The 13,568-nt window shown below is 41.6% G+C and carries 9 protein-coding genes; 7 read left to right on the top strand and 2 right to left on the bottom strand.

Annotated elements, in window-relative coordinates; genetic code table 11:
• Nucleotides 1-639 precede the first annotated feature (639 nt).
• On the top strand, nt 640-2,700 hold the full coding sequence (locus tag HUS26_RS13775) for a heavy metal translocating P-type ATPase (RefSeq protein ID WP_173917697.1): 2,061 nt from the start codon (nt 640-642) through the stop codon (nt 2,698-2,700).
• 222 nt (nt 2,701-2,922) lie between these two features.
• On the opposite strand, the gene HUS26_RS13770 is transcribed toward HUS26_RS13775, so the two are convergent.
• Nucleotides 2,923-3,111 carry a hypothetical protein gene (locus HUS26_RS13770; RefSeq protein WP_173917696.1) on the bottom strand — a complete coding sequence of 63 codons (189 nt, stop codon included), beginning with the start codon at nt 3,109-3,111 and terminating at the stop codon, nt 2,923-2,925.
• Nucleotides 3,112-4,238: 1,127 nt separating this feature from the next.
• Here HUS26_RS13770 and betB point away from each other — a divergent pair.
• Together betB and betA are read left to right on the top strand one after the other, a co-directional pair.
• A complete protein-coding gene (gene betB, locus HUS26_RS13765; RefSeq protein WP_173918858.1) occupies nt 4,239-5,711 on the top strand; it encodes a betaine-aldehyde dehydrogenase in 1,473 nt (490 codons plus the stop codon).
• A 126-nt stretch (nt 5,712-5,837) separates the two neighbouring features.
• Entirely contained in the window at nt 5,838-7,532 is a 1,695-nt protein-coding gene (betA, locus tag HUS26_RS13760) for a choline dehydrogenase (protein WP_173917695.1), read from the top strand.
• Between the two features lie 201 nt (nt 7,533-7,733).
• Here betA and HUS26_RS13755 read toward each other — a convergent pair whose 3' ends face one another.
• Nucleotides 7,734-8,009 (bottom strand): hypothetical protein, encoded by a 276-nt coding sequence (locus HUS26_RS13755; RefSeq protein ID WP_173917694.1) that lies wholly within the window; start codon nt 8,007-8,009, stop codon nt 7,734-7,736.
• 535 nt (nt 8,010-8,544) lie between these two features.
• On the opposite strand from HUS26_RS13755, the gene HUS26_RS13750 reads away from it, so the two are divergent.
• The 4 genes from HUS26_RS13750 to HUS26_RS13735 all read left to right on the top strand — a co-directional run bounded on the left by HUS26_RS13750 (nt 8,545) and on the right by HUS26_RS13735 (nt 13,417).
• Complete coding sequence (locus HUS26_RS13750; RefSeq protein WP_173918857.1) at nt 8,545-9,174, top strand: 2OG-Fe(II) oxygenase; 630 nt, start codon at nt 8,545-8,547, stop codon at nt 9,172-9,174.
• Between the two features lie 196 nt (nt 9,175-9,370).
• Entirely contained in the window at nt 9,371-11,506 is a 2,136-nt protein-coding gene (locus HUS26_RS13745; protein WP_173917693.1) for a type IA DNA topoisomerase, read from the top strand.
• 114 nt (nt 11,507-11,620) lie between these two features.
• Nucleotides 11,621-12,805: a DHHA1 domain-containing protein gene (locus tag HUS26_RS13740; protein ID WP_254434207.1), complete on the top strand. Its 1,185-nt coding sequence runs from the start codon at nt 11,621-11,623 to the stop codon at nt 12,803-12,805.
• Between the two features lie 111 nt (nt 12,806-12,916).
• Nucleotides 12,917-13,417, top strand: coding sequence for a DUF1456 family protein (locus HUS26_RS13735; RefSeq protein WP_173917692.1), 501 nt, complete (start codon nt 12,917-12,919; stop codon nt 13,415-13,417).
• The last annotated feature ends 151 nt before the right edge of the window (nt 13,418-13,568 follow it).

Below are 13,568 nucleotides of genomic sequence, written 5' to 3'. Positions count from 1 at the left end.
CGGGCTGATGATTTACTCTGCGGTATCGATTTTCATTAAGTAGCCATCAGTTATGATCAACAATTCTGCCATGGACCTACCATAAAGAACCTCTCACCGTATTACGGAGAGAGGTTCTTTGTATATGAGCTTCTTGAGGCTTAGATTTCCTTAATTCACATTAGCTGTTTTCTCGTTTCATTTATCCATGCCAATTACTTGCATATAGGAGAAGTTGTATCAAAGATGCTTCGACCTGTGCTCCCTCCGATCTTTGCAGTTGGAACCTCTATTCCATTAATTGTTTCCATTTTTCTTATTTGGTATTTCAATTTAGTGGGTTCATTCATGAAGAAGGGACGAAGGAAAGAAGGGCTTGTTCATAAAGCAGCTGGATGGATCTTAAATTGCTGTAGGTATTTTGGATGCTTTAACTTATTGGTGAAAAATGAGGTTCTAGATTAGTTTGAGTAGTAATTCAGATCCGCTTTCACCTTGTAGAAATTATATACGGTCAGCGGTATGGGTATATAAAAGGTGAAGGATTCAGACTAGCAATTGTGCTAGTCTTTTTTTGAAAACTGATGTTTAACTATACCCCTACTAGGTAAAAGTATTAAGTATAGCTCATATTTATAGAAAAGGATTGGAGGATTTCGATTGGCACACGAACACCATAATCATGAAAACCAAAATGAACACCATGATAAACATGGTGATAAGAAGCATGATCATGGACACGATAACCATGGACATGAAGATCACGGTCATGAGGGACACGATCATGGGGCCATGGTTGAAGATTTTAAGAAGAGGTTTTATATATCTTTAATTGTAACCTTACCTATATTGCTATTGTCTCCGATGATTCAGGATTTTATTGGTCTGGATATTTCCTTCCCTTATGACCAATATATTTTATTCGGTTTGGCAACCTTTGTATTCTTCTATGGTGGATGGCCTTTTTTAACAGGGGCACTAGATGAACTGAAACAAAAAAATCCGGGCATGATGACTCTGATAGGATTAGCGATTGTGGTCGCTTATGTGTATAGTTCCCTTGTTGTTTTCGGATGGTCAGGTAAAAATTTTTTTTGGGAGCTAGCGACATTAATTGATATTATGCTGCTTGGTCATTGGATTGAAATGAAATCTGTGATGGGGGCTTCAAATGCTTTACAGGAACTAGTAAAACTAATGCCTAATGAAGCTCACCGATTAAAAGAAAATGGAGAAACAGAAGATGTCCCATTAAGTGAACTGCATTCTGAAGATCTTGTGCTCGTAAAACCGGGAGAGAAAATTCCGGTGGATGGCGTGATTACAGATGGTAAATCGGCCATTGATGAATCGATGCTAACAGGGGAGTCCGTCCCAGTTGAAAAGCAGCAAGAAGACAAAGTTATCGGCGGGGCCGTCAACAAAGAAGGCAGCCTCACCATCAAAGTGAAAAATACGGGCGATGATACTTATTTGTCACAAGTCATTAGCTTGGTGAAAGAAGCCCAACAATCAAAATCACGAGCCCAGGATTTTGCTAACCGGGCAGCAAAATGGCTTTTCTATTTAGCATTAGGGGCAGGTATAACCACATTTATCATTTGGATGGCACTAGGATATGCTTTCGATGTTGCTTTAGAACGTATGGTAACCGTTATGGTTATAACTTGTCCGCATGCTTTAGGTCTTGCTGCACCACTTGTCGTAGCCGTTTCTACTTCACTGTCAGCTAAGCAAGGGCTATTGATAAGAAATCGGACGCAATTTGAAAATGCAAGGAACATAGACGCCGTCATATTTGATAAGACCGGTACGTTAACCAAAGGAGAATTCGGTGTCACGAATATTATTCCTAATCAACAAGAAGAAAATGATATGTTGTATTGGGCAGCAAGTGTCGAGCAAAATTCCGAACACCCTCTAGCTAGAGGTATTCTAGAAAAAGCCCATGAACAAGAGATATCCCTTGGAAAAGTAGATGATTTTGAATCCATTACAGGAAAAGGCCTAAAAGGATATGTCGATGGAAGAGAAGTAAAAGTCATGAGTCCTGGTTATATGAAAGATGAAGGATATTCTTATGATACAGAATCCTTTAATGAGCTCTCGGAAGAAGGAAAGACAGTGGTATTTGTTTTGCTGGACGATCAATTTATAGGAATGATTGCGCTGGCTGACATGGTCCGTGATTCAGCAAAAGAAGCGATAGCAGAACTAAAATCAAACAATATTCACTCTGTCATGCTTACGGGTGATAACCAAAAAGTGGCGAATTGGGTGGCAAAACAGCTGGATATTGAAGAGGTGTATGCTGAAGTATTACCTGATCACAAAGCTGATAAAGTGAAGGAAGTCCAGTCCAAGGGAAGAAAAGTTGCGATGACTGGAGATGGAATTAATGATGCCCCAGCTCTTGCTACGGCGGATGTTGGTATTGCTATCGGAAGTGGAACCGATGTAGCAGTAGAAACAGCTGATATTGTGCTTGTAAAAAGTAATCCCAAAGACATTGTTTCTATTGTAAGCTTATCTAAAAACACGTATAAGAAGATGGTGCAAAACCTCTGGTGGGCAACAGGTTATAATATTTTTGCAATTCCTTTAGCGGCCGGAGTTTTAGCTCCAATTGGTATTGTACTCAGTCCTGCAGTTGGAGCAGTTTTAATGAGTCTAAGTACGGTTGTTGTTGCCATTAATGCGAAGCTGTTAAAGGCAGACTAATAAAACGAGGCAAAGTATCTTCTTTGCCTCGTTTTTATGATGAATAATGGTTGTGGTGACCTTGATCATTCAGAACATACAGCTAATTTATTTAAGTGATCATTTTCTAAATAGTAGTACCCAGAAATTGTTTCATTAGCCAGTTCCTTTTTAATTTCCTCTTTGATTGGTATATGCTCAAAAGACCCCTTTATGGAGGGGTCTTTTCAAAGACATTTAAAGTTATTTCCCGTCAATATCTGGGAGGTTTTTTTGCATGTTTTGTACAGGTTGACTTTGTCTTGCTCTTTGAGCTAGTTGTTGAACTCCACCGTTGCGGTTCATTCGGGAAATTCCATACATTGCTGCAGCACCAATAGCTCCGGCTGTACTTAGAGCTAACCAAGAAGCCCCATTTTGTCTGCCATTCATCTGTGATCACCCTTTACAGAAATTTTAAGTCCTTAATAGGAACAGGTTTAGTGTATCTATTTAAGAGACCTTTAAACTGGTGAAATTATGTTAAAACTTAATTTTATTTCCAGAATAATTCCAACAAATAACTTGTATTATAACCAATACCTTTTTAAAAAATAATAGCCAGGGTGATCACCCTGGCAGGTTGGAAGGTTTGGCGAGACTAGCCAACACCTTAAAAATTTTTTCCTATTTATGCCGTACTTATACCAAATATATGTAGATTCTAATTAGATTTAATGTTAGTTCTATGAGAAGTTAATCCAAAGGGATACCTAAATGAAGCAATTAACGTTAAAATTGGTTATTTGCCTAAATCAACAAGGACAAATTGGGTTTAAATCGTTATTAAGATATGTAGTTCGAGCTACACCTTTCTCAAGCAGTTTCACCCGAATTTCACCATCAAAAAATACATTTGAGATCAGGCGCTGATGTTCTTGGCAGTTTATAATAATAATGAATAGAACTTAAAGGTCTAGCTCAACATAAAAATAAAGGATACATAAAACCATCTCTTTTTAAAATTAGAACACTCATCTCCAATATTATAATGTAGCCACGAAGTTCATGCCAATATAAGGCATAAACAGAGGTTCAATGGATGCATAAAACGAGACATGATCCACAATGAGATTGAGATCACATCATTGGAACGAAGGTTTGTGCGTTAAAAATGAAAATCCAGTCTTCTGGCTGGATTTTCCACCGTTATTAGTCATCTGCTCTGATGTAAGCTTTCCTTAAACCCTTTGCTATACAAGGATTTGAAACCTTTAAAAAGAATATTGACTGGATTTTTTGAAATTTAAGCCTGAATTCTAAAAGCCTCCCGTTAGTTCATTGGACTTTCGGGAGGTTTTTTAGATAAGAATACTTTAAGGCGCTTTTACTAAGTGTCATTCAAAGTACAACGTCGCATATAAGCTTGCAGCAGCTAGTGTTACCTCATATAAATTCACACTCTCTGCAATGTGCCATTATATTTTGACAGCATTATAAAGACATGTTAGTGTTAAAAACGTTAAATAAATTCTTAACAAACTTAATTCACTTCAAAACTGGAGTTGATCAAATTGAACCTGAACCTAAAACTACAACAATACATTAATGGTAAATGGGTGAACGCAAACTCGGAGAAGACGCGTACTATTATTAATCCATTTAACCAAGATGTTATCGCCGTTGTTCCAGAAGGCGATGAATCTGATACAAAAGCAGCAATTGCTGCAGCAAGAGAAGCCTTTGATCACGGAGAATGGCCTTCTACCCCGGCAACGGAGCGTGGGGCTGTCGTTAGGAAGATTGCTGAATTGATTGAAAGAGACAAAGAAGAATTGGCTTATTTAGAATCATTGGATACTGGCAAGACAGTAGAAGAAAGCCGTGGCGACATGGATGATATCGCTGGAGTGTTTCGTTATTATGCAGAAATTGCAGATAAAGATGGCGGCGAGCTGATCGATTCTCCAGTGCCAAACTCGATCAGTAAAGTGGTTCACGAACCGGTTGGTGTTTGTGGGCAAATCACTCCTTGGAATTACCCTCTACTTCAAGCGTCTTGGAAACTGGCTCCAGCGCTTGCGACTGGAAATACGTTAATCATGAAGCCGAGTGAAATCACACCGCTTACTCATATTAAAGTATTTGAACTAATAGAAGAAGCGGGAGTCCCTGCGGGTGTTGCGAACCTGGTTCTTGGTGCAGGTGATACCGTGGGCGCAGAGTTGTCTAGTAACGAAGATGTAGACCTTATTTCTTTCACAGGCGGCATTGTGACCGGGAAGAAAATTATGCAAGCGGCAAGCTCGAATGTGAAGAAGCTCGCACTTGAGCTTGGCGGGAAGAACCCGAATATTATCTTTGCTGATTCTGATTTTGACCTTGCTGTCGATCAAGCTTTGAACGGGGTATTCTTCCACGCAGGACAAATCTGTTCCGCTGGTACAAGACTGATTGTAGAAGAAAGCATTCACGATGAGTTCGTGAACGCGCTTGTGGAGCGAGTGAAAAAATTCAAGCTGGGAAGCGGATTTGATGAAGATACTCAAATGGGGCCGCTTATTTCCGCTGAACACCTTGCGAAAGTAGGAAAGTATGTAGAAACAGGGATCAAAGAAGGTGCTACCTTAGCTGTGGGAGGTAAACGCCCGGAAGATCCTGAATTGCAAAAAGGATTCTTCTACCTGCCTACGATTTTCACAGACTGTACGACAGACATGAGCATTGTCCAAGATGAGGCATTTGGTCCAATTATCACGGTTGAAAAATTCACTGCAGAAGAAGAAGCCGTAAAGCTTGCCAATGACTCGATCTACGGACTTGCTGGCGGCGTTTTTACAAACGATATTGCAAAAGCGGAACGCTGTGCGGCGAAGATGCGTATGGGTACGGTTTGGATTAATGAATTCAACCTGTATTTCCCACACGCCCCGTGGGGTGGCTACAAGCAGTCCGGTATTGGACGTGAACTTGGCAGACTAGGTATTGAAGAATATACAGAAACAAAGCATATCTTCCAAAACCTTAAACCTGAAATGCTCAACTGGTTTTAAGCATAAAATCTATTATTCTTTTATAGATTTAAATTCTAAAAGACGAAAGTGAACGAGAATTAATAATGGAAGAAGAGATTTCTCTTCATCTCTTTTTTCCAAATTCAACATCAAGGAGGAACAGAAATGACTGAATCATATGATATTGTAGTCGTTGGTGGCGGTAGTGCGGGTTCTGTACTCGGCGATCGTCTAAGTGAAGATGGAAAAAAAAGCGTTCTTGTTTTAGAGGCGGGACGCAGTGATTATTCATGGGACCTATTGATTCAAATGCCGGCAGCCTTGCCGTTTCCTTCAGGCAAAAATCTTTACGATTGGCAATACGAATCTGACCCTGAGCCACATATGAATGGACGCCGCATCAAGCATGCTCGAGGAAAGGTGCTTGGAGGTTCTAGTTCCATCAACGGTATGATTTACCAGCGCGGAAATCCGAAGGACTATGAGCGTTGGGGATCCGATGAAGGTATGGAGAACTGGGATTGGGCCCACTGCCTTCCGTATTTCAAACGCTTGGAAAATGCTTTAGGCTCACCGGATGATGATCTTCGCGGTCACGACGGTCCGATTAAATTGGAACGCGGACCTGCTAAGAACCCTTTATTCCAAGCCTTCTTTGACTCAGGTGTAGAAGCTGGTTATTCACGAACTCCTGATGTAAACGGTTTTCGTCAGGAAGGTTTCGGACCGTTTGATAAGCATGTGTACAAAGGTCAGCGTCTGTCCGCATCACGTGCTTACTTGCACCCGGCCATGGACCGTGAAAACCTGACAGTCAAGACTCGGGCATTCGTTACGAGCATTGACTTCGATGGTACGAAAGCAAAAGGATTAACTTATAAGCGAAATGGAAAAATGCATCAAGTGGAAGCAGGAGAAGTCATCCTTGCAGGAGGTGCAATCAACACGCCACAGCTGCTTCAACTATCTGGTGTAGGGGATGCTAAGCACCTTCGTTCCCTTGGCATTGATCCAGTCGTTGATCTTCCAGGTGTAGGAGAAAACCTTCAGGATCACCTTGAAGTCTATGTCCAGCACGCTTGCCCGGTTCCTGTTTCTGAACAGCCGAACCTACAGAAGTGGCGCATGCCTTGGATCGGTTTACAGTGGATGCTCGGACGCACAGGACCGGCAGCGACGAACCATTTCGAAGGCGGAGGTTTCGTTCGTTCCAACGAAGACGTCGACTACCCGAACTTGATGTTCCACTTCCTTCCGGTAGCGGTACGGTACGATGGACAAAAAGCGCCAACGGATCACGGATTCCAAGTACACATCGGACCTATGTACTCTGATGCCCGCGGATCATTAAAGATTCGTTCGAAAGATCCTAAAGAGCATCCAAGCATGGTATACAACTACCTTTCTACTGAACAGGACAAACGCGAGTGGGTGGAAGCGATCAGAATTACTCGTGAAATTATGTCTCAACCAGCCATGAAACCTTATAATGCAGGGGAAATCTCACCTGGTCCTACCGTACAAACAGACGAGGAAATCCTGGAATGGGTGAGAGAAGATGCTGAGACGGCCCTTCACCCGTCTTGTACGGCAAAAATGGGACCTGAATCAGACCCTATGGCTGTCGTAGACCCGGATACGATGAAGGTTCACGGACTCGACAATGTACGAGTAGTCGATGCATCGGCTATGCCTTACGTAACAAACGGCAATATCCACGCACCTGTATTGATGTTGGCGGAAAAGGCAGCAGACCTTATTCTTGGACGCAATCCGCTGGATCCTATCGATGCCGATTACTATCAACATGGCGTACATCCGGCCGACGCAGGTACAGTAGCTAAATCAGAATCTAAATAAAACTTTTCGTGAGAAGGCCTCTTTCAAAATGTATTTGCTCGTGAAGCATACATTTATGATAGAGAGTGCCTTCTCTTTTTTTGTCGGTGTAACTCTGAAGTTGATAGTCTTTCTGAGGTAGCACGTTTGTTGAAGATATGTCCTTTTCATACTCTTAAATGAAAGAAAGAAGGGCAATCCCTTCTTTCTGTAGAGTGGAAATTATAGGTGAGAAGACAGATAACCCAATAGTCCTTGAAGAGCTTCAAGCTGGGCTTTTGGATCGTTTTCAGAAGTTGCTTCTGCTCCATCCTCGACATCTTCTGCATTTATACATACTGGACCTACTGTGATCACTAAGCCAAGTAGGTTAATCTCAATACCACATGGGATCGCAACACAAAGTAATCGATTAGCCCCTTGATCTGGATCGCAGGTGCATTCTGCGCATACTTGTGAATCTTGTAATGTGTTAACGATTTGTTCCATTTCAGCCATTTTTTTCACCTCTTTCTTTATTGCAATAATATAATATATTAATAACTGCCGGTGCCCGAAATGGACAAATGTAAGATTATTAAACTTTTGGACAAACGTCTTACTTATACTCTTAATAGATGTATAAACTTTGCGAAGAGTAAGGGTAGTAGAGGTACCTGACTTTCATGTTATGTTACGGTTCCAACCAGTTAAACAGGGTTAAATAGTTAGTGATTAGAAGAGGGTAGTCTTTTTTTGTGCTAGTAACACGTGAAAGGAAGTTCTAAGTATTTATATAAAATGAAAGACTACCTCCAAGTAGAAAAGAGGTAGTCTATTCTGTTTCTAGTGGATTATATTTTTAAGAGAATACCCCTATTCCTAAAAGAGGATTGCTTTTATTTGTGAACAAATTTGTAAAATTTATGAAATATAAAGAAAAAATAGTAAAAAGGTGGTAAAATATCTTTTATATCCTATAATTTTTTTCGAGGATATATAATTTTTTGTAAGCGTTTTATTAAAATTAGAAGAGGTTGATGAAAAAGTGACAATGCAAGTGAAAGAAGTTTCAATTTTCGACCACACGGGAAACAAGATTATGACCGAAGACCGTGAGATAGCGATTATCGCTAAAATGGAAGATCCTAAAATCGCTATCTTGGGAAATGTGGTAAGCGAGGGAGAGTGTGAGGAGCTCATCCGTCTTTCCAAAGATCGGATGAACCGATCGAAAATCGGATCGAAACACGAAGTGAGCGACATTCGGACAAGCAGCAGCACCTTTCTGCCAGAGGATGATGTCACTGCCAGGATCGAAAAGCGAATGGCACAAATTATGAACGTACCCGTAGAACATGGAGAAGGACTTCACATACTGAATTATAAACAAGGCCAGGAATATAAAGCACATTATGATTACTTCAAATCAAAGGTCAAACCAACGAACAACCCAAGGATCAGCACGCTTGTCCTTTACTTGAATGATGTAGAAGAGGGAGGGGAAACCTACTTTCCGCACATGAATCTATCTGTCTCCCCTCATAGAGGAATGGGTGTCTATTTTGAATATTTTTATTCGGATCCTGTGATCAATGAGCGGACACTCCATGGCGGATCCCCGGTCACAGCCGGAGAAAAATGGGCCGCGACGATGTGGGTGCGGAGAAAACAGTATCGATAAGCTTAAGTATAAGGAATTCCAGTCCAACGAACATCCCATTCTTATCATTAAAGAGATCAATTCCAACCGGTTGGATTGATCTCTTTTTATGTGTTATTTACGCTATTTTTTTATTCTTAATTGGTTCCATCAGATCTCTTGCTTTCCTTTTCATCCCATAGTAATCTTGAGTTTCATTGAAGGGAGTGGAGAGACCATGGCGCGAGTGGTCATCTTAGCCGAAAAACCCTCTCAGGCAAAAGCTTATGCAGAGGCTTTTACTATACAGGAAAAAACGAAGACTTACATTCAATTAAAGCCGGATGAGACATTCCCGGATGGTGCGACCATCACGTGGGGAGTCGGTCATCTGGTTGAATTAAAAGAGCCTCATGACTATAAACCGGAGTGGAAGAGGTGGAAGCTTGATCAGCTTCCGATCGTCCCTGAACGTTTCCTTGAGAAAGTCTCTAAAGGGAAATGGGAGCAGTTTCAAGCGGTTAAGAGGTTGTTCCAGCAAGCGGACGTGCTCGTGAATGCGGCCGATGTCGACAGGGAAGGCTCGAATATCTTTTACAGTATTCTTCGCTTAACTGGCGTAAAGGGAAAACCGATTCAACGATTGTGGATTAATTCGCTTGAGAAGGATGAAGTTCTTAAAGGATTTAAGAATCTACAAAGTAATGAGAAGGACTTGCGTTTATTTGATGAAGCGAAAGCCCGTCAAATCAGTGATTGGATGGTTGGGATCAATGCCAGCCGACTTTTTACACTGCTTTTGCAGAAGAAAGGTTTCTCAAGCTATCTGTCGATTGGGCGCGTGCAATCTCCTACGGTTTATTTGATTTATCAAAGGCACAAAGAAATTGAAAACTTTGTCTCAGAGCCTTTTTATCAGATCGAGGGTCTTTTTCAATCAAAATCAGGTGCCTATAAAGGTTTGGCTGAGATTAAGGAAAAGGATAAATCAAAGGTGCAGGCGCTTATGGACAAGCATGGGCTCAAAGAGAAAGAAGCCTTACCAGGGATTGTTCAAAAGATAGATAAAAAGACAAAATACCAAAAGTCACCGAAGCTGCATTCCCTCTCTACCTTACAGAGTGTTGCGAACAGACGCTGGAAATATACACCGTCGCAAGTGCTGAAGATTATGCAGAAGCTCTATGAGAAGCGGCTCGTTTCCTATCCGAGAACAGACTGTAACTTTATAACCGAAAATGAGTTTGCTTATTTAGTGAACAGCTTAAATGCGTACCAGGAAGCGCTGAACATCTCTTTCACACCTGTCTCCTTAAAACCAAATAAACGGTTTGTCAATTCTAGTAAAGTTCAGGAGCACTATGCGATCATTCCGACGAAGTCCGTACCTACAGAGAAGAAGCTGAATGGATTAAGCCGTGAGGAACAAAACATTTATCGTGAAGTTCTGGCCACGACACTGGCAATGTTCCACGGGGACTATGTGTATGAAGAGACGGTGATTTTTACACATGTTCACGACTTGCCTTTTAAATCTACAGGCAGACGAGAAGTGAGAAAGGGCTGGAAGGAGCTGTTTCCAAAGCCTTCTAAGTCAAAACAGGAGAAAGAAGCAGATCTGCCGGATGTCCAAAAAGGTGAGCAGGTCGGCGCGCAGCTTCATATAAAAGAAAGCATGACGCAGCCGCCTAAGCCGTATACCGAAGGACAGCTGATCAATATGATGAAAACATGCGGAAGGTTTATGGATGATGAAGAGGACGTGGAGATTTTAAAGGAAGTCGAAGGACTGGGAACAGAAGCCACCCGCTCAAGCATTATTGAAACGATTAAGGCGCAGAAATATATTGAAGTGAAAAAGAACATCGTGTATGTCACAGATAAAGGGATTATGCTTTGTGAAGCAATCGAAGGAACGCTGTTATCAAGCCCTTCCCTTACAGCGAAATGGGAATCGTATTTAAAGAAAATCGGCAATGGCGAAGGGTCTAAACAAGTTTTTCTCAAGCAGACCGGTCAGTTCATTGAAAAGCTCATTCAAGAGACCCCGGACGCCATTCAGCAGGTGAACGTTCGAAGTACCGGAGAGAAAAACAAATGGAATGAACCGATTGCCAAATGCCCGGCCTGTTCTGCTGGCGTTATAATGGATCGATACAAATTTTACGCGTGCTCCGCTTATAAAGAAGGGTGTAAAGTGACCTTTCCGAAAAAATTAGCAGGAAAAACGTTAACGAACAATATGATTAAAACGTTATGCGAGAAGAAGCGGACGAGGGTTCTAAAAGGATTTAAGGGAAAGAAACCGTTTAGTACAGCTTTAACATTGGATGAAGATTATAAGATTACGTTTGATTTTAAAAAGAAGGCTTGAAGTTTGGTGCCTGCTCGCTGCTGCATTTAGTGTGGAAGCGGATAGGCATTTTCTGCTCCTTCCTCAACCGAAACATGTTACGATACCTCTAGGAAAATATAGGAGGAGCTTATAATGACGAGAAAGCTTTACTACATAGATGCATATCAAATGGAATTCGAATCTAAGGCTGTAAAAATAGATGAAGATGAGCGTGGTTTATATGTGGTGCTGGAAGATACGGCGTTTTATCCGACAGGAGGCGGGCAGCCGCACGACAAAGGAACGCTAAATGGAATCGAAGTGATTGATGTCGAAGAAGTAGAAGACGAGGTACGTCATTACACAAGAGAAAAGCTTCCGGCCGGAACAGGAAATGTGCAAGGAAGGGTCGATCAAGAGCGGCGGATCGACCACATACAGCAGCACTGTGGTCAGCATATCATTTCAGCTGTTTTTCATGACCAGTTTGGCATTCCGACAACGAGCTTCCATTTAGGAAGAGAGACGGCGACGATCGACTTGGATGCTGAAAGTCTATCCGAAGATCTTTTGAAAAAAGCGGAGGAGCAGGTGAACGAGATCATCCGTAGCAACGTTACTGTTGAAACAAAATGGATGTCCGTTGAAGAGGAGGCGCAGTATCCGCTTCGAAAGCCTCTCGTCGTCGATGGGAAGGTTCGCCTAGTGATCATTCCAAACATTGATTACAACGGATGTGGAGGAACGCACCCGAATTTTACGGGTGAAGTCATGGCTGTCAAATTCCTAGGATGGACGAAAAACAAGAAGCAGGTGCGCTTGGAGTTCGTCTGCGGCTATCGCGTTCTGGATAAGCTCGAGCATAAACACCGGGTATTAACGGAAATGAAGCGTCTTGTTCCAAGACCGGAGCAGCAGCTTGTAGAGGAAGTCGATGAGCTGATTCAGGCAAGCAAAGAGAAAGACAAGAAAATCGCTGAGCTTGAAGAACAACTGCTTCAGCATGAGGCACGTGAGATCATTTCAGCGTCACAGGGAGATAAGGTGATTCACCTCGTATTCAAAGACCGCCCTATCAAGACGCTCCAGTCTCTAGGAAAAGCGATCATTGAAGAAGCTTCTGATGCCTTTATTATTCTGATCAGTGAACAGGAAAATCAGCTGCAGTTTGTGCTGGCTCATGGAGCAGACATCGAGCGAAATATGAATGAGGTCGCGAAACAAGTCTTGCCTCTTATTGAAGGAAAAGGCGGCGGTCAGCCGCATTTCGTCCAGGGAGGCGGCAAAAAGGTAATGGATGGACAGGTTTTTGCTGATCGAGTGAAAAGCCTGTTATAAATTAGGGAATTAAACTCAAAAGGGTGATTATAAGATACTCAATGAGTCGCTTAGAACTTATTGTATAGGTTAGACTAACCTGTAAATAGCCATATTATTGGAGGTTTATGAATGGATAATAATGATGTATTAATCAGATTAAGATATGCCCTGGATATAAAGGATCAGGATATGGTGGAGATCTTTAAGCTTGGCGGTGTTGATTTCACAACAGAAGAAGTGTCCAAGGTGCTTACAAAATCAGATGACGAGGAAGCCGCTGATAATGAAGATTACATCAAGTGTACGAATAGTATGCTGGAGTCCTTTTTAAATGGCTTGATCACCTTTAAAAGAGGACCACAAGAACCGAAGCCCGGTCAGCCGAATAAGCCGGATCGGTCGATTAAGAACTATTCCAGCGTAAATAACGTCATGCTGAAAAAAGTAAAAATCGCCTTGAAATTAACGAGTGAGGATATCATCGATATTTTAGATGAAGCAGGCGTCAAGATAACAAAAGGGGAACTAAGCGCGCTGTTACGAAAAGAAGGGCATAAGAATTATAAGGAATTCGGTGACCAATATGCGCGGAATTTCTTGAAAGGATTAGCTATAAAGTATAGAGGCTAAAATGCCATTTGATTAAATGATAGATGATAAAGTTATATATATTTGCTTAAGTGAGACAAGTGGTGCATTTTACATGCTCCGCTTGTCTTTTTTTATCTTTGCTTGAAAGCTGAACAGCCATTTTTTCTAGGGTTTTTATTTTTTTCCGATA

Origin of the sequence: Halobacillus sp. Marseille-Q1614 (genome assembly GCF_902809865.1) — a bacterium.
GTDB lineage: Bacteria > Bacillota > Bacilli > Bacillales > Halobacillaceae > Halobacillus_A.
This window is presented reverse-complemented; position numbering and strand designations above follow the sequence as displayed.

What these genes read in the sequence shown, in the direction of transcription:
- HUS26_RS13770 (WP_173917696.1), bottom strand. Translation starts at nt 3,111, where the DNA reads ATGAATGGCAGACAAAATGGGGCTTCTTGGTTAGCTCTAAGTACAGCC.
- betA (WP_173917695.1), top strand. Translation starts at nt 5,838, where the DNA reads ATGACTGAATCATATGATATTGTAGTCGTTGGTGGCGGTAGTGCGGGT.
- HUS26_RS13755 (WP_173917694.1), bottom strand. Translation starts at nt 8,009, where the DNA reads ATGGCTGAAATGGAACAAATCGTTAACACATTACAAGATTCACAAGTA.
- HUS26_RS13750 (WP_173918857.1), top strand. Translation starts at nt 8,545, where the DNA reads ATGCAAGTGAAAGAAGTTTCAATTTTCGACCACACGGGAAACAAGATT.
- HUS26_RS13745 (WP_173917693.1), top strand. Translation starts at nt 9,371, where the DNA reads ATGGCGCGAGTGGTCATCTTAGCCGAAAAACCCTCTCAGGCAAAAGCT.
- HUS26_RS13740 (WP_254434207.1), top strand. Translation starts at nt 11,621, where the DNA reads ATGACGAGAAAGCTTTACTACATAGATGCATATCAAATGGAATTCGAA.
- HUS26_RS13735 (WP_173917692.1), top strand. Translation starts at nt 12,917, where the DNA reads ATGGATAATAATGATGTATTAATCAGATTAAGATATGCCCTGGATATA.